16 protein-coding genes and 1 pseudogene are annotated in these 14,535 nt (G+C 71.0%); 7 read left to right on the top strand and 10 right to left on the bottom strand.

Going from position 1 to position 14,535, the window contains the following annotated elements; all coding sequences use genetic code 11:
- Position 1: 1 nt before the first annotated feature.
- Positions 2–850 carry a universal stress protein gene (locus CCN56_RS26175; protein WP_086830432.1) on the bottom strand — a complete coding sequence of 283 codons (849 nt, stop codon included), beginning with the start codon at positions 848–850 and terminating at the stop codon, positions 2–4.
- Positions 847–1,455, bottom strand: coding sequence for a universal stress protein (locus CCN56_RS43420; RefSeq protein WP_179199988.1), 609 nt, complete (start codon positions 1,453–1,455; stop codon positions 847–849). Before CCN56_RS43420 ends, CCN56_RS26175 begins: the two co-directional genes overlap by 4 nt.
- Before the next feature lie 250 nt (positions 1,456–1,705).
- Between CCN56_RS43420 and CCN56_RS26165 the strand changes: the two genes are divergently transcribed.
- The gene (locus CCN56_RS26165; protein ID WP_086830430.1) at positions 1,706–2,329 is read left to right on the top strand and encodes a CBS domain-containing protein; all 624 of its coding nucleotides are present in this window, start codon (positions 1,706–1,708) and stop codon (positions 2,327–2,329) included.
- Positions 2,330–2,381: 52 nt separating this feature from the next.
- Positions 2,382–2,546: a hypothetical protein gene (locus CCN56_RS45925; protein WP_373412902.1), complete on the top strand. Its 165-nt coding sequence runs from the start codon at positions 2,382–2,384 to the stop codon at positions 2,544–2,546.
- Positions 2,547–2,607: 61 nt separating this feature from the next.
- Here the strand turns inward: CCN56_RS45925 and CCN56_RS44880 are convergent.
- Both CCN56_RS44880 and CCN56_RS26155 read right to left on the bottom strand, forming a co-directional pair.
- Positions 2,608–2,889, bottom strand: a pseudogene (locus CCN56_RS44880) (glycoside hydrolase family 65 protein); the annotation flags it as partial.
- Positions 2,890–2,914: 25 nt separating this feature from the next.
- A complete protein-coding gene (locus CCN56_RS26155; RefSeq protein ID WP_086830449.1) occupies positions 2,915–3,997 on the bottom strand; it encodes a zinc-dependent alcohol dehydrogenase family protein in 1,083 nt (360 codons plus the stop codon).
- Between the two features lie 169 nt (positions 3,998–4,166).
- On the opposite strand from CCN56_RS26155, the gene CCN56_RS26150 reads away from it, so the two are divergent.
- From CCN56_RS26150 to CCN56_RS26130, 5 genes are all read left to right on the top strand, one after another.
- Complete coding sequence (locus CCN56_RS26150; protein WP_086830429.1) at positions 4,167–4,976, top strand: MBL fold metallo-hydrolase; 810 nt, start codon at positions 4,167–4,169, stop codon at positions 4,974–4,976.
- A gap of 94 nt (positions 4,977–5,070) precedes the next feature.
- Entirely contained in the window at positions 5,071–5,541 is a 471-nt protein-coding gene (locus CCN56_RS26145) for a cyclic nucleotide-binding domain-containing protein (RefSeq protein WP_086830428.1), read from the top strand.
- Positions 5,542–5,551: 10 nt separating this feature from the next.
- Positions 5,552–6,208, top strand: coding sequence for a CBS domain-containing protein (locus tag CCN56_RS26140; RefSeq protein WP_086830427.1), 657 nt, complete (start codon positions 5,552–5,554; stop codon positions 6,206–6,208).
- 6 nt (positions 6,209–6,214) lie between these two features.
- Positions 6,215–6,820 (top strand): CBS domain-containing protein, encoded by a 606-nt coding sequence (locus CCN56_RS26135; protein WP_086830426.1) that lies wholly within the window; start codon positions 6,215–6,217, stop codon positions 6,818–6,820.
- A gap of 5 nt (positions 6,821–6,825) precedes the next feature.
- Positions 6,826–7,485 carry a DUF4389 domain-containing protein gene (locus CCN56_RS26130; protein ID WP_086830448.1) on the top strand — a complete coding sequence of 220 codons (660 nt, stop codon included), beginning with the start codon at positions 6,826–6,828 and terminating at the stop codon, positions 7,483–7,485.
- On the opposite strand, the gene CCN56_RS26125 is transcribed toward CCN56_RS26130, so the two are convergent.
- The 6 genes from CCN56_RS26125 to ppsA form a co-directional block, all read right to left on the bottom strand.
- Positions 7,455–10,154, bottom strand: a complete 2,700-nt coding sequence (locus CCN56_RS26125) for a cation-transporting P-type ATPase (protein WP_086830425.1) — start codon at positions 10,152–10,154, stop codon at positions 7,455–7,457. The genes CCN56_RS26130 and CCN56_RS26125 overlap by 31 nt on opposite strands.
- The gene (locus CCN56_RS42715) at positions 10,147–10,404 is read right to left on the bottom strand and encodes a hypothetical protein (RefSeq protein WP_143664628.1); all 258 of its coding nucleotides are present in this window, start codon (positions 10,402–10,404) and stop codon (positions 10,147–10,149) included. The genes CCN56_RS26125 and CCN56_RS42715 overlap by 8 nt, the downstream gene beginning before the upstream one ends.
- 384 nt (positions 10,405–10,788) lie before the next feature.
- The gene (locus CCN56_RS26115) at positions 10,789–10,983 is read right to left on the bottom strand and encodes a hypothetical protein (RefSeq protein ID WP_143664627.1); all 195 of its coding nucleotides are present in this window, start codon (positions 10,981–10,983) and stop codon (positions 10,789–10,791) included.
- Complete coding sequence (locus CCN56_RS26110; RefSeq protein ID WP_086830422.1) at positions 10,980–11,435, bottom strand: Hsp20/alpha crystallin family protein; 456 nt, start codon at positions 11,433–11,435, stop codon at positions 10,980–10,982. The genes CCN56_RS26115 and CCN56_RS26110 overlap by 4 nt, the downstream gene beginning before the upstream one ends.
- 213 nt (positions 11,436–11,648) lie before the next feature.
- Positions 11,649–12,062, bottom strand: a complete 414-nt coding sequence (locus tag CCN56_RS26105; RefSeq protein WP_086830421.1) for a CBS domain-containing protein — start codon at positions 12,060–12,062, stop codon at positions 11,649–11,651.
- 240 nt (positions 12,063–12,302) lie between these two features.
- Positions 12,303–14,535: phosphoenolpyruvate synthase (ppsA, locus tag CCN56_RS26100; protein WP_086830420.1), on the bottom strand; the 2,233-nt coding region annotated here is incomplete at its 5' end.

The raw sequence follows: 14,535 nt of genomic DNA, 5'->3' as shown, positions 1-14,535 counted from the left end.
ATCACCTCGCGGGGACTGTGATCACCGGGCAGTGGGCACGATGCAGCAGCCCATGGACGACGGAGCCGACGCGCATCCCGGTGTACCCACCCCGGCCGCGCCGGCCCACGACGACTGCCAGGGCGTGTTCGGCGGCGTTCGCAAGCGTCTCGACGGGGGAACCGATCGACACCTCGTGGGTGAGTCGTACGTCGGGGTACTTCTCCCCCCAGCCCGCAGTGGTCTCCGAGAGCAGGCGGCGCTCGACGTGGAACAGCGTGTCACCGCCGTGCAGGGAGAAGACGGGGGGCTGCCAGGCGGCGACCGCGCGCAGCGCACAGTGCCGGAGGTCGGCCTCCTCGAAGGCCAAAGCCAGGGCGGCCCGCGAGGACTCGCTTCCGTCGATGCCGACGACGAGGTACTGCGGCTGCTGGGTGACGTGTTCCGCGTCGCCCACGACGACGACCGGGCAGTGCGCCTGGGCGGCGACCGGCACGACGAGCGCGCCGGCACTCAGGTACTCCTCGGTGCGGCTGAGATGCCGCGAGCCGAGCACCACCATGGCGGCCCCGCGCGACAGCCCTGCCAGCACCCGGGCCGGGGATCCGTCGAGCAGGGCGGAGGCGGCCCTGACGTCCGGCTGCCGGGCATGCGCCCAGGCGACGGCGGTGCGCAGGGCCTCAGCGCCAGCCCGTAGCCGTGCCTTGTGCAGGATTTCTTCGCCGGTGCGTTGCGGTGGCACGGCGACGACGAGGCGTAGTCCCAGCCCTCGCAGGTGAGCCTCGTCCGCAGCCCAGGCGAGGGCCAGGTGCCAGTTCTTGACCGGGTCGATGCCGACGACGATGTCGAGTCGGGCGGTGGTGCTTGTCATGACGTGCTCCCGTGTCCGGGCCCTTGCCGAGGGGTGAGCTCCACGGGGCCGTGGGCGTGCTGCAGCGGGCTGAGCGCGGTCCGTCCGATGGTGGGACCCAGGTATCCGGGCGAGCGTCGGCCTCCGACGACGAGCAGGTCGGCGTGGCGCGACGCATCGACGAGAGCTCCTGGCACGCTGTAGCTCTTCTGGCCATCGGCCTGCACGGTCAGTTCCGGAAACTCCTCCCGGACCCTGTCCGACACCGAGGACATCGCGCGCACCTGATCGCGCGTGACCTCCTCGTCACCGTTGCGGAGCAGAGCCCGTGAGCCGGCGGACTGCCCCACACTCCAGATGTGGAGCAGCCGCAGGGGCACCTTGCGCGGCAGGGCCTCGCGGGCCGCCGCACGGGCACAGCCCACGTCGGCCTCGTCCCGCACCGCTGCCAGGACGACGCCCGCCTCGGCGGGCTCGGCGGCCCCGCGCACCACGACGACAGGTGTGGTCTCGGCGGCTGCGACCTCGAGACCGACCGATCCGCGCAGCAGGGAGAAGAATCCGCCGAGTCCCCGGTGGCCGACGACGATCGTGCCGAGCTCAGGACGTTCTGTGGTTCCGCTCATGGCTCCTCCTCGCAGGGCCCCGAGGGACCTCCTTCCACCCTGGCAGACGGTCCCGGACGGCCGGGGGGCCGCTGAGGGCAATGACGGGACCAAAGGTCCCCACCCCTGTGCGTGCAGGGCGCAGACCCTGGATCCACGAGCCCCTTCGGTCCTGATGGTGGACCATTCGGCCCTCGCAGACCCCGAACGCGCGTCGGAGGCTGGTGATGCGGGACAGCACCGTCCGAACCCTTGAACAGGAGGCGCGGTGATGAAGCACATGAAGATCGGCGGTCTCATGACCAGCGACGTAGTCTCCGCCGTAACCGCGACATCGTTCAGGGAGATCGCGAAGCTTCTCGCCGAGCACGACATCAGCGGGGTCCCCGTGGTGGACGAGGACGATCACGTCGTCGGAGTGGTATCCGAGAGCGACCTCCTGGCCCACCACGAGCTGACCGCACGGGACCTGATGACCAATCCGGCCGTCACGGTTCACGCCGAGGAGACGGTGGCCGACGCGGCGCGGCTGATGGTGCGCCGCGGAGTGGAACGCCTGCCCGTGGTCGACGTGGAGGACCGGCTGGTGGGCATCGTGACCCGCCGCGACCTGCTCTGCGTCTACCTCCGCCCGGACGCGGAGATACGGCACCGCGTCCGGGCGGACGTCCTCTCGGATGCCATGGGCCTGCCCGGGGACGCCGTGGACGTGCACGTCCTCGACGGCGTGGTGACGCTTGGGGGCCACGTCCGGAGGCAGAGTCAGGCCCTCATGCTCGTCGGACTCACCGAGCGGGTGGACGGCGTCGTCGCCGTCGTGGACCGGCTGTCCTTCGACGAAGACGACACACGTCTCACGTCCTCCACCCGGAGTCCACACGACACTTCTTGGTGACTCGCCGCAGACAGGACGAACCGCGTCCACCACCGCTCTGACCCGACCATTGGTGACCTCGCTGATCGAAGACGCCGTCACGGCTCCCTCGATGCACGACGCGCAGCCGTGGAAGTTCGTCGCCAGGACGGACACCGGCGCCATCGAGCTGCGCGGCATGCCGCGCGAGGACCCGGACCACCGTGCAGCTCGACGACCGGCTTCGTCCACATGGTGATCCGCCTGGGCTACGGCCCCCAAGGGCGGGCAACGCCCCGTCGCCGAGGTGCTCACGAGGGAAGGTCGAGGTAGGGCAGGGCGAAGAGCTCGTCCCGGCAGACGTGCCCCCTGTATGCCTCACCGTGGAGTGCGCGCGGATGCACCCACGTCGAGGTCCGCGGTGTGCGGGGAGAGCGTCTGCAGCACGTGGGAGACGCGCAGCCTCGGATGCGACCCGCCTCCCCGGGCGCGTGCAGTTCACGCTGCTTCCAGACGCTCTGCCAGGCCGCCCTGTGGGCGGAGAGCAACCGGGGGGAGGCGGCACGAGCGATCACGTCGGTGACTGACGAGAGCGGATCGGCGGCCGAGGACCCGGGCCCCGGCCGTTCATCGGGCCACCGGCGGGTCGGGAATGCTCACGACCGTGTGCTGCGGGCCGCCCAGTGCGACTTTGATGGCTCCGGTCTCGGCCGCGTTGCCGAAGACCTCGTACGCCTCCTCCATGTCCCCCATCTCGAACCGGTGCGTGACCAGATCTGCCGACGGCAGCCGCCCGCCGGCCATCATGCGCAGCAACATGGGCGTGGACGAGGTGTCCACCAGCCCGGTGGTGATGGTGACGTCCTTGATCCACAGGTCTTCGAGGTGGAGGGCCGCCGGCTTGCCGTGGACGCCGATGTTGGCGACCCTGCCGCCGGGCCGAACCATCCGTGTGCACATCTCGAAGGCGTCCGGGACGCCCACAGCCTCCATGACGACGTCGGCGCCGAGGCCGTCCGTCAGATCCGCGACCAGCTGCTCCGGGTCTTCGCCCGCGTTCACGGTGGCGTCCGCGCCCAGGGTGCGGGCAGCGGCCAGCCGCGACTCGGCCAGGTCGACGGCGACGATCCGTGCCGGGCTGTAGAACCGGGCGGTGGCTATGGCGGCGAGACCGATGGGGCCGGCCCCGACGACGACAACGGTATCGGCGGGGCGCACGGCGCCGTTCAGGACCCCGACCTCGTAGGCGGTCGGGAAGATGTCGGCGAGCAGGACTGCGTCGAAGCTGTCGATCGAGTCCGGCAGCGGGTGGACGGACAGGTCGGCGAAGGGCACCCGGACGTATTCGGCCTGGGTGCCGTCGACGGTGTGGCCGAGGATCCAGCCGCCTCCGCCACGGCACTGCCCGTAGCGGCCTTCACGGCAGAAGCGGCAACGGCCGCAGGCGGAGATGCAGGAGATCAGGACGCGGTCGCCGGGGCGCACCGTGCGGACGTCGCTTCCGGTCTCGACCACGGTGCCGACCGCCTCGTGTCCGAGGACCCGGCCGGCCGTCACCTCCGGCACGTCCCCCTTCAGGATGTGCAGGTCCGTACCACAGATGGTGACCACGTCGACCCGCACAATCGCGTCGCCGGGATCCTTGGTGACCGGGTCGGGCACCTCCTGCCAGTCCATTCGGCCCGGCCCCTGGAAGACGAGTGCCTTCATGGCGCCCACCCACTCCCTGTCGCGCATCGCTATGGTCCTTGGCACCAGGCTCCGCGGAGCCCCCTGCGGCGCATGGGCCGGTCGGCCCACGAAAAGGCCCGCTTGGACCCTCTGGATCGGCCGGCCGGATGCGAGGGTGGAGACCGGCCCCACAGAAGGAGGGCCGGCCATGTCCGAGGCAGCCCCGGACTCTGCTCCCACCACCTCTCGACCGGCCCTGCTCAGCTTCCTGGGCGGGGTGGGAACGGTCACCGGCAGCAAGTTCCCCGTCGAGGGCGACCGGGCGCGGATCCTTGTCGACTGCGGTCTCTTCCAGGGTTTCGCGAACCTGCGCCGCCGCAACCGGGAGCGGTTCGCCCGGGACGCCGCCGACGTCCAGGCAGTGGTCGTCACCCACGCCCATCTGGACCACTGCGGCTGCCTGCCCCGCCTGGTGCGCCAGGGCTTCCGGGGGCCGGTCCTCGCCAGTGCCCACACCGCCCGGCTCGCCGGGATCGTGCTGCGCGACAGCGCCCGGCTCCAGATGGAGGCCGCCCGGCCCTCCGACGAGCACGGCTGGTCCAAGCGCCGCCCCGCCAAGCCCCTCTACGACGACTCCGACGTCGAGAAGACCCTGGCGTTCTTCGACCCGGTCCCGGTCGGCGAGGACGTGGAGATCACGGCCGGCACCCGGCTCACGCTCCACCACAGCGGACACATCCTCGGCTCGGCCTGGGCCCGTCTCGCCCTGGAGGACGGCCACACCCTGGCCGTCTCCGGAGACCTCGGACGGCCCGGACGTCCCCTTCTGCTGTCGCCGGAGCCGTTCTCCGGCGCCGACGTGCTGCTCGTGGAGTCGACGTACGGCGACCGCCGCCACGACCAGGAGTCCGCGCGGTCGGAGTTCGCCTCCGCGATCGCGCGGGCCCTCGCCCGGAACGGCACCGCCGTCATCCCCGTCTTCGCCATCGACCGCACCGAGGCCGTCCTGGTCCGCTGAGACGGGGCCCTTCGGTCCCCCGGTGTGACCTGCGCGGCCCTCCCCGTACCCGCGCACCGCGCGGGAGTCTGTGAGGGAAGGGCTGGAGGACACCATGAGCACCACTCGGACGCTGCTGAACGAACTCGCTCCCGAAGCACGCGACCGGATCCTGGAGCACTCCCACCCGGTCCGCCTCCCCGCCGGCACGCGCATCTTCCACGAGCGTCAGCATGCCGACCACTTCTGGATCGTCGAATCCGGTCGAGTCGAGCTCGACATGCACGTCCCAGGCCGCCGCAACGCCGTCGTGGACACCCTCTCTTCCGGCGCCCTCCTCGGCTGCTCGTGGTTGTTCCCGCCGTACCACTGGCACCTCGGTGCCACGGCGACCACCGAGGTGCGCGCCCTCGAGTTCGACGCGGGGGCCGTCAGGGACCTCTGCGCCGAAGACCTGTCCGTCGGCGAGGCGGTGTTCGCCTGCGTGGCCGCGACCATGGCGCGTCGGCTCCTTTCCGTCCGCAGCCGCCTTCTGGACAACCTCATCCCGCGCGTCGGCGCGGAAGACCTCGCGTACGCCCGCTGAGGAGAGAGTCATGGCCACCCAGCCGTTCACCGTCGCCGACGTGATGACCAAGAAGGTCGTCGCCGTCCTGCCCGGCGCGGAGTTCAAGGAGATCATCACCACCATGGAGCGGTGGAAGATCACCGCCGTGCCCGTGGTCGAGGGCGAGGGCCGGGTCGTCGGAGTGGTGTCCGAGGCCGATCTGCTCCTCAAGGAGGAGTTCCACGACCACCGCCTCGGCCTCGTCGAGCAGCTGCGCAGAGGCGACGTCACGGCCAAGGCGGGCTCTCGCCGGGCCGACGACCTGATGACCGCGCCCGCCGTCACCATCGCCCCCGAGGCATCACTTCCCCAGGCCGCACGCCTCATGGCCGCCCACCGCGTCAAGCGGCTGCCGGTCGTCGACGCAAGCGGCATGATCCAGGGGATCGTGAGCCGCTCCGACCTCCTCAAGGTCTTCCTCCGGACGGACGAGGACCTCGCCGCCGAGGTGCGCCACGAGGTGGTCGCGCACTTGTTCCCGCTCTCCCGCTCCCAGGTCGACGTCCGTGTCGATGACGGTGTCGTGACCCTGTCCGGCAACGTGCGCGACAGCGCCCGCATCCCCCTCGCGGAACGCCTGGCGCGGGCTGTCGAAGGCGTGGTGGACGTACGGTGCGAGCTCACCGCCGAGGACGTGGGAAGGTGACGAGCGATGAGACACCGCAGTGTCGCGGATCTGATGACCCCCACGGCCGTCAGCGTCGCGCCGGACACGACGTTCAAGGAGATCGCACGGCTCCTGGACGAGTTCGACATCACCGCGGTGTGCGTGGTGGACGAGTCGAACCGGCCGCTCGGCGTGGTCTCCGAGGCGGACCTGGTACGCCGCCGTACCGCCGGCGCCGCGCTCCACACGGCGGGCGCCCTCATGTCGAGTCCCGCCGTCGTCGCCCGGCCCGAGTGGAGCGTGGTGCGCGCCGCGCGGGTGATGGACCGGGCAGGCGTCAAGCGCCTGCCCGTTGTCGACGACGACGGTCGGCTCGTGGGCGTGCTCAGCCGCAGCGACCTCGTCCAGCTGTTCCTGCGCAGGGACCGGGCGATCCAGGAGGAGATCGTCGAGGACGTGATCACGCGCACCCTGGGGATGAGCCCTTCAGCCCTCTCGGTGGAGGTCACAGATGGCAGGGTCACCCTCAGCGGCAGGGTCCGCCGCCGCAGCCTCGTTCCGGTGCTCCTCAGGCTCTGCAACAGCGTCGACGGTGTCGTGGGGGTCGTCGACCGGCTCACGTACGAAGACGACGACCTGACGGGGAAGTGACGATCATGGCCACCCCGAGTACCCCGTACGTTCCCGTGGCGGTGACGGCCGAGCTGGACGAGCGGCTGTCCCGCTGGCTGTGGCTGGTCAAGTGGCTCCTGGTGATCCCCCACTGGATCGTGCTGATCTTCCTCTGGATCGCCTTCTTCGTCGTGACGGTGATCGCGTTCTTCGCCATCCTGTTCACGGAGCACTTCCCACGAGGCCTCTTCGACTTCAATCTCGGCGTGCTCCGCTGGTCATGGCGGGTGTCGTACTACTCGTACGGCGCACTCGGCACCGACCGCTACCCGCCCTTCAGCCTCGGCCCCGAGCCCGGCTATCCCGCCCGGCTCGACATCGCGTACCCGGAGCGGCTCTCGCGCTCGCAGGTACTGGTCAAGTGGTGGCTGCTCGCCATCCCGCACTACCTGATCGTCGCGTTCTTCACCGGCGGGATGCAGGTGCACTGGTGGAGCGGCGGACTGATCACGCTGCTCGCGCTCATCGCGGGCTTCGCCGTGGCCTTCACCGAGCGGTATCCCCGCGACCTGTTCGCGCTGATCGTCGGCCTGAACCGCTGGGTCCTGCGCGTCGCCGCCTACGCGAGCCTGATGACGGACGCCTATCCGCCCTTCCGCCTCGACCAGGGTGGTCACGAGCCGATCGTGGACGCGGTGCGCTGACGGCGCCGCCTGGCGCGCCGCAGCTCGTCCGTGCCCCACACCAGGACCGGGAACGTCGCGATGAGCAGGACGACGTCCAGAGGCAGGGCGGCCGTTCCGAAGAGGTGCTGGAGCGGGGGCGCGTAGACGAGGGCGGCGGTGAACGCGAGCTCGAAGGCGACACCGCCGAGCAGCAGCGGATTCGAGAACACCCCGATGTCGCGCAGCGCCGCGTGGTCGGTGCGGGCCGCGAAGGCGGTGCCCACCTGGCAGGTGACGATGCCGGCGAAGGTGGCCGTCGTGGCCGTCACGTAGGCGTGGTGCAGGGGGCTGCCCGCGCCCGTCGGATCGCCCGGCTGCCAGCCGGCGCGCCAGAGCACGTAGAGGTAGCCCGCCATGACGAGGGCCGCCGACACCAGGCCCAGGTAGCCCCAGCTGCGGACGAGCATGTCGCGGGAGATCACGCCTTGGTGCCGTGGCCGGGGCGGCCGCTGCATGATGCCGGGCTCGGAGCGTTCCCGGCCGAGAGCGAGTGCGGGCAGAGTCTCCGTACCGAGGTCTATGGCGAGGATCTGCAGCACGGTGAGCGGGAGCGGGACGGCACCGGCTGACAGCGCGAAGACGAGGAAGGGCACGATCTCGGGGGTCGCGTGGGCGAAGATGTAGACGATGAACTTGCGTACGTTGTCATAGACGCGGCGCCCGGATTCGACCGCGGTCACGATGGTGGCGAAGTCGTCGTCGGTGAGCACCATGGTGGCTGCCTCGCGGGCCACATCGGTGCCGGAGCGTCCCATGGCCACCCCGATGTGCGCGCGGTGCAGCGCGGGGGCGTCGTTGACCCCGTCACCCGTCATGGCGACGATCCGGCCGTGGGCTCGCAGGGTGTCGGCCACCTTGAGTTTCGTCTCGGGCGAGGAGCGGGAGAAGACGATCTCGGCGTCGCCTTCCACGAGCAGTCGGTCGAGCTCGTCGTCGCCCAGCGACTCGGACGCCGCGACCACGTGCAGGCTGGGCACTCCGATGCCCACCTCCCGGGCGACCGCCGCAGCGGTGGCTCCGCTGTCGCCCGTCACGATGTGCACGCGCACCCCGGCCTCGTGGCAGCGTCGGACGGCCTCCGCCACCTCAGGACGCGGCGGGTCGTACAGCCCGACCAGACCGAGCAGCGTCAGCCCCGATTCGGCGTCCTGACGGTGTGACGGCGGCTCAGCCGCCGGCGGCAGGTCGCGTGCGGCGACGGCGAGGACCCGCATGCCGCCCTCGGCAAGCTCCTCCGCCGCCGAGCGGGCCGCGTCCGAGGCGGAGCCGGGCAGGACGCGGGCCAGGACCGCTTCCGGTGCTCCCTTGGCGACGATCCGCAGACGACCCGTCGTCTCGTCGTCCTGCACGACCGACATCAACCGCAGCCGCGGATCGAAGCGGAACAGTCTGCGCCGTGCCGCGTCGCGCCGGGTGAGGTCCACGGGAGTCCCGCGGTCGGCAGCCCCGGTGACGAGGGCCGCTTCGGTCGGGTCACCATGCAGCTCGCCCTCCTCCCCGCGGGTGACGGTGGTGCACAGGGCGCTCGCCCGCACCAGCTCCTGCGCCCAGGGGCCGGGTTCCGTTCCGTGGCCCACGGTCCACAGTGCTCTCAGGCGCATGCGGTTGCGGGTCAGCGTGCCGGTCTTGTCCGTGCAGATGACGTTCGTGGAGCCGAGCGTCTCCACGGCGCTGAGCCGTTTCACCAACGCGCCCTGGCGGGCCAGGGCGCGGACACCGACGGCGAGGGCCAGCGTGATCGTGGGCAGAAGTCCCTCGGGGACGTTGGCGACGAGGAGCCCGATGGCGAACATGAGGGAGTCGGTCACCGGCAGTCCGACAGCCACGCCCAGGACCAGGAAGAGGGCCCCCATGCCCGTGGCGACGCCGGCGATGAGCCAAGCGACCTTTTTGACCTGTCGTTCCAACGGGCTCGCCTCGCGCCGGGTCCGCTGGCTGAGGGCGGCGATCCGACCGAGCTCGGTGTGGTTGCCGGTGGCGAACACGACCGCCCGGGCCTGTCCCTCGACGCAGGTCGTGCCGCTGAAGACGAGGTTGGGCTCCTCCAGCAGCGGAGCGCCGAGGAGCCCCGCCGCGGCCATGCGCTCGGCCGGCACGGACTCCCCCGTGAGCATCGAGAGATCGACTTCCACTCCGCCTTCGCTGACGCGCGCGTCGGCAGGGATCTTGTCGCCCTCTTCCAGGAGGATCACGTCGCCCGGCACCAGGTCGCGGGCCTCCACGGTGAGGGGCCGGCCGTCGCGCACGGCGAGGGCGTGCTCGGGCAGATAGCGTGCGAGGGTCTCCACCGCTCGTTCGGCCTGCCGTTCCTGAAGCAGGGCGAAGGCCGCGTTGACGGCGATGACCGCCAGGATCGCCCAGCCGAGCACTCCGAGGTCCGCGACGAAGGCCAGCGCGGCTGCGGCCCAGAGCAGCAGTGCGAGGGGGTGGACCAGCTGTCCGGTCAGCTCCCGCGCGAAGGAGGAACGCGCCTTGCGTCGGACCTCGTTGGGTCCGTGGACGGCGAGGCGGCGCGCGGCCTCGCGGGCGGACAGCCCGTCCGGTCCGGTGGCGAGTTCCCGGCGCAGCCTGGGCAGGGGCTCGCTGGGGTCGAAGGGCAGTGCCTCGTTAGGGGTACCGGCCCGCCCCGTGGCTGCGCGGTCAGCCATCGTCGGCCTCCGGAGCGCGCCCCGGGCGGAATCGACCGGCCCACACGGGTTCGCCCCGTTCCCACTCCCGTTCCCAGGCCGCGAGCCGACGGACTTCGGTCCGCCGTCGTACGGAGAGGAGAGCGCCCGCCCCCATCGCTCCGACGGCGGCCGTGGCGACGCCTCCGCCCGAGACCGGGGTCAGCGCACGGTCGGCGGCACTGCCCGGGGGGCGAGCGGGGGTGCCGGTGTCGTCCACCCAGATCGTCACCGTGCGACCCTGGGGCGTCCGCGGAGGGACGTGGACGGTGCCGGACCGACTGACGCGATCGGGCTGTTCACAGACCGCGGGTGCGACGGAGCGCGGTCTCGACCCGAACCGGGTGGCGACGGGCGGATCCTCGGCCGGCCCGGTGGTGGTCGCCTGCACCCGATGGCGGTGGGGGGCGAGTTCACGGTCGGCCTTGGCTCCGGTACTCCACGGGCTCGCGGCGGCCACGGCACCGCAGATCAGGGAGATCATCCGGACGAGGATCAGAGCGGCGCGTCCGCCAGGTCCCCGTCCGGACGGCGTGAGCCGCGGTTCCGACCGCTTGTGGTGGTCCATGTCGCACCTCTGGGTGGGGTGGCCTCCCTGACAGGCCGGCGACACCATTCAGCACATGGTGTCGAGGTCGGTTCCCCTGTGGTGAGCCCGTTCCTGGATCCCGCCGGCGTCGGAAATGGTGTGGGCCGACAGGACGACGGCCTCGAAGCCGTCGGCCCGAAGCGTCCGGCCGACCGCGTCGGCGATCTCCATGGTCGCCACGTGCTTGCGCCCATGGGCGACCAGCACTCGCTCGGGGTTCACCGCGTGGTGCCCCCGGGTGGGGTGCCGCCTCGCTTCACGGGGATGGTGCGTGCGGCGCCGGTCTCCTCTTCGGGCATCGGGACGCGGAGGGTGAGGATGCCGTCCGCGTACGACGCCTCGACGTCGTCGGCCGGGATCGTGGCCGGGAGACGCACGGTCCGGCGGAACGATCCGTAGCGGAACTCCGAGTGCTCTTTGTCCTCCTCGCTCTCGCTGTGCTCCGCACTCACCGTGATCAGGTCGTCGTCGACGGTGATCGTGAAGTCGTCCGGGTCCATCCCGGGCAGCTCGGCCCGCAGCACGTACCCGTCGGCGCCGCTGGTCACCTCCACCGGAATGGAATGAGCGGCCGTCGCGGGCCGCCACCCGGGCAGCCCAGGAAACTCCCGGTTGAACCAGTCGTTGAAGTCGGGGAAGCGGCTGTGCCTGCGTTCCACCTTGCCTCCGGCCATTGTTCTGCTCCTCGTTCCGGGGCCCTCGGACGGTCGTCGTGGACCCGAGTCGGTACGGACGGGCGGTGGCCCGGGTTACGGGGCCGGTCCGGCTCCGTAACCCAATCGTCCGCCCGCGAGGTCACATGGCGCAGCGTCCAAGGGGGCTGTCCGACGGGGCCGAACGGGCCGCACCTGGACCAACCGGCCCATGGCGCCACGGCTCCGGTGCCGTCAGCCGCAGATCTCCTCGACGAAGTGGCCCACCAATTCCTCCGGAAGGTGCCGGGCCAGGTCCGCCTCGCTGATCATGCCGACCAGGCGGTGGTCGTCGATCACGGGCACGCGGCGGATGCGGTGGTCCTGCATGGTGCGGAGCACCTTCTCGCTGTCGGCGTCCGCGTCCACGGTGATCGGCTTGCCCTGGGCGAGGTACCCGGCCGTCATGTGGTGGGGGTCCTTGCCCTTGGCGAGGCATTTCACCACGATGTCCCGGTCGGTGATGATGCCGTGCAGCCGGTTGTCCGGCCCGCAGATGGGCAGCGCGCCGACATCCAGTTCGCTCATGCGCCGAGCGGCATCCATCAGGGTTTCGCCCTCCTGCACGCAGCTCGCACCGGTGTGCATGATTTCCCTTGCGGTCGTCATGGCCGCGTCCTCCTTTCAGGCCCCCTACTCACGATCCCGCCGATTCGCCGTTGCTTCAGAGGAAGAGCGTCGACACCCTGATGGTGTGCACCGCGCGCCGGGGGCTCCGGTTCACTCCCTCTGCGGGCGGCTGGTGCTTCTTGGGGCGACCACGCCGCGCATCTGTAGCCGCCGGTCGACCGAGCTCGGCCGTCGGCCAGGTGTCCCGGGCCAGTCGGTCCCGTGTCCTCCTGGGCATGGTCACTCCTCCTTTGGACCGGTTCCGCTCTCAAGCGTCGCCTCCGCGCGGGCCACGTGCCGTTTGACGGCTGCGAAGCTGTCCGGTGCCACGGAGATGGAGTCGAGGCCCGCGTCGACCAGAATCGCGGTGAACGCCGGATCGTCGCTGGGCCGCTGCCCGCACAGTCCGACAGGGCGGCCGGCCGCGTGGGCGCGGGCGGCGAGGGTCTGGACACTGCGGACGACGGCGGGGTCTCGCTCGTCGAAGACGTGGGCGAGGGCCTCGGAGTCGCGGTCGACACCGAGGGTGAGCTGGGTGAGGTCGTTGCTGCCGATCGAGAAGCCGTCGAAGCGTTCCGCGAAGTCCTGGGCGAGGATGATGTTGGCCGGTATCTCCGCCATGACGTAGACGCGCAAGCCGTTCTCGCCTCGTACGAGTCCCTCCTGCGCCATCACCCCGAGCACTCGGTCCGCCTCGCCGAGCGTCCGGCAGAAGGGGATCATGACGACCACGTTCGTCAGTCCCATCCCCTCACGGACCCGGCGCAGCGCACGGCATTCGAGGGCGAATCCCTCGCGGTAACCGTCGCTGTAGTAGCGGCTCGCACCGCGCCAGCCGATCATCGGATTGGCCTCGTCCGGTTCGAAGGGCCGACCGCCGAGCAGCTTGGCGTACTCGTTCGTCTTGAAGTCACTGGTCCGGACGACGACGGGGGTCGGCCAGCGGGAAGCGGCGATCCGGGCGATCCCGTTGGCCAGGCGCTCGACGAAGTACTGTCCGCGGTCCAGGTACCCCTCGGTGAGCCGGTCGATCACCTGACGGTCATGTGGATCGAGCCGTTCCGGGTGGAGCAGGGCCATCGGGTGGACCTTCACCTGGTGGGCGACGATGAACTCGAGACGTGCAAGCCCCACTCCATCGGCTGGGAGCCTCCACCAGCGGAACGCGGCCGACGGGTCGGCCAGGTTGAGCATCACCCGGGTGCGCGTGGCGGGCAGTTCCGCGAGGTCGGTCAGGATCTCCTCGTACGCGAGCAGGCCGTCGTGAACCCGTCCGCGCTCGCCTTCGGCACACGAGACGGTCACCTGCCTGCCCTCCTCAAGGACCCGGGTGCCGTTGCCGGTGCCGACAACGGCGGGGACGCCGAGTTCGCGGCTGACGATGGCGGCATGCGAGGTGCGTCCGCCGTGGTCGGTGACGATCGCCGATGCCCGCTTCATGACCGGTTCCCAGTCGGGGTCGGTGACGCGGGTGACAAGAACGCCGCCCTCCGGGAAGCGGTCGAGGTCGACGGGGGCGTCGAGGGCGACGACGAGACCCTGGCCGATGGCCTCGCCGACCGCGATTCCCTCCACGAGGGGTTCGCCAGGGGCGACGGTCAGCCGGCAGCGTCGCAGGGTCGTGGACCGCCGGCGGGACTGCACGGTCTCAGGGCGCGCCTGGACGATCCAGAGCTCGCCGGTGAGGCCGTCCTTGGCCCATTCGATATCCATCGGGCAGCCGTAGTGCTCCTCTACCGCTGCCGCCCACCCGGCGAGCTCGCGGATCTCCGCGTCGGCGAGTACCCGTCGGTTCCGTTCGGTGTCGGGGGTGTCGACCGTGCGTGTCAGGCCGGTGTCCGCGTACACGGTCTTCAGCCGCTTGGTGCCGATCCGCACGTCGATCACGGGGTTGAGGGAGGGGTCCTTCATGCCGGGCTTGAACACCGTGTACTCGTCGGGGTCGACCCGGCCGCTGACGACGGTCTCTCCCAGGCCCCAGGCGGCGCTCACCACGATCACCTCGGGAAAGCCGCTCTCCGGGTCGAGGGTGAAGGCGACCCCGGCGCCGGCGAGATCGGAGCGGACCATGAGCTGGACGCCGACGGAGAGGGCGACGGCGAGGTGGTCGAAACCCATCCGCTCGCGATAGTCGATCGCCCGGTCGGTGAACAGGGACGCGTAGCAGCGCCGGCACGCGTCGAGGAGCGCCTCGGGTCCTCGTACGTTCAGATAGGTCTCCTGCTGTCCTGCGAAGCTCGCCTCGGGCAGGTCCTCGGCCGTCGCGCTGCTGCGTACGGCCACTTCGGGCGTCTCTCGGCCACTCTCCTCGGCCAACCGCTCGTACGCGCCGAGAAGGGCGTCCCGCAGGGGCGCGGGCAGCTGCTGCGCGAGGAAGAGCGAGCGGATGGCCGCTCCGACCTCGTCGAGCGGGGCCCCTTGGTGCAGGCGGCCGATCTGCTCCTCGACGGCATCGCGCAGTCCGCGGGCGGTG

Source organism: Streptomyces sp. NRRL B-24572, from assembly GCF_002156145.1.
GTDB lineage: Bacteria > Actinomycetota > Actinomycetes > Streptomycetales > Streptomycetaceae > Streptomyces > Streptomyces vietnamensis.
This window is presented reverse-complemented; position numbering and strand designations above follow the sequence as displayed.

What these genes read in the sequence shown, in the direction of transcription:
- CCN56_RS26175 (WP_086830432.1), bottom strand. Translation starts at nt 850, where the DNA reads ATGACAAGCACCACCGCCCGACTCGACATCGTCGTCGGCATCGACCCG.
- CCN56_RS43420 (WP_179199988.1), bottom strand. Translation starts at nt 1,455, where the DNA reads ATGAGCGGAACCACAGAACGTCCTGAGCTCGGCACGATCGTCGTCGGC.
- CCN56_RS26165 (WP_086830430.1), top strand. Translation starts at nt 1,706, where the DNA reads ATGAAGCACATGAAGATCGGCGGTCTCATGACCAGCGACGTAGTCTCC.
- CCN56_RS26155 (WP_086830449.1), bottom strand. Translation starts at nt 3,997, where the DNA reads ATGAAGGCACTCGTCTTCCAGGGGCCGGGCCGAATGGACTGGCAGGAG.
- CCN56_RS26150 (WP_086830429.1), top strand. Translation starts at nt 4,167, where the DNA reads ATGTCCGAGGCAGCCCCGGACTCTGCTCCCACCACCTCTCGACCGGCC.
- CCN56_RS26145 (WP_086830428.1), top strand. Translation starts at nt 5,071, where the DNA reads ATGAGCACCACTCGGACGCTGCTGAACGAACTCGCTCCCGAAGCACGC.
- CCN56_RS26140 (WP_086830427.1), top strand. Translation starts at nt 5,552, where the DNA reads ATGGCCACCCAGCCGTTCACCGTCGCCGACGTGATGACCAAGAAGGTC.
- CCN56_RS26135 (WP_086830426.1), top strand. Translation starts at nt 6,215, where the DNA reads ATGAGACACCGCAGTGTCGCGGATCTGATGACCCCCACGGCCGTCAGC.
- CCN56_RS26130 (WP_086830448.1), top strand. Translation starts at nt 6,826, where the DNA reads ATGGCCACCCCGAGTACCCCGTACGTTCCCGTGGCGGTGACGGCCGAG.
- CCN56_RS26125 (WP_086830425.1), bottom strand. Translation starts at nt 10,154, where the DNA reads ATGGCTGACCGCGCAGCCACGGGGCGGGCCGGTACCCCTAACGAGGCA.
- CCN56_RS26110 (WP_086830422.1), bottom strand. Translation starts at nt 11,435, where the DNA reads ATGGCCGGAGGCAAGGTGGAACGCAGGCACAGCCGCTTCCCCGACTTC.
- CCN56_RS26105 (WP_086830421.1), bottom strand. Translation starts at nt 12,062, where the DNA reads ATGACGACCGCAAGGGAAATCATGCACACCGGTGCGAGCTGCGTGCAG.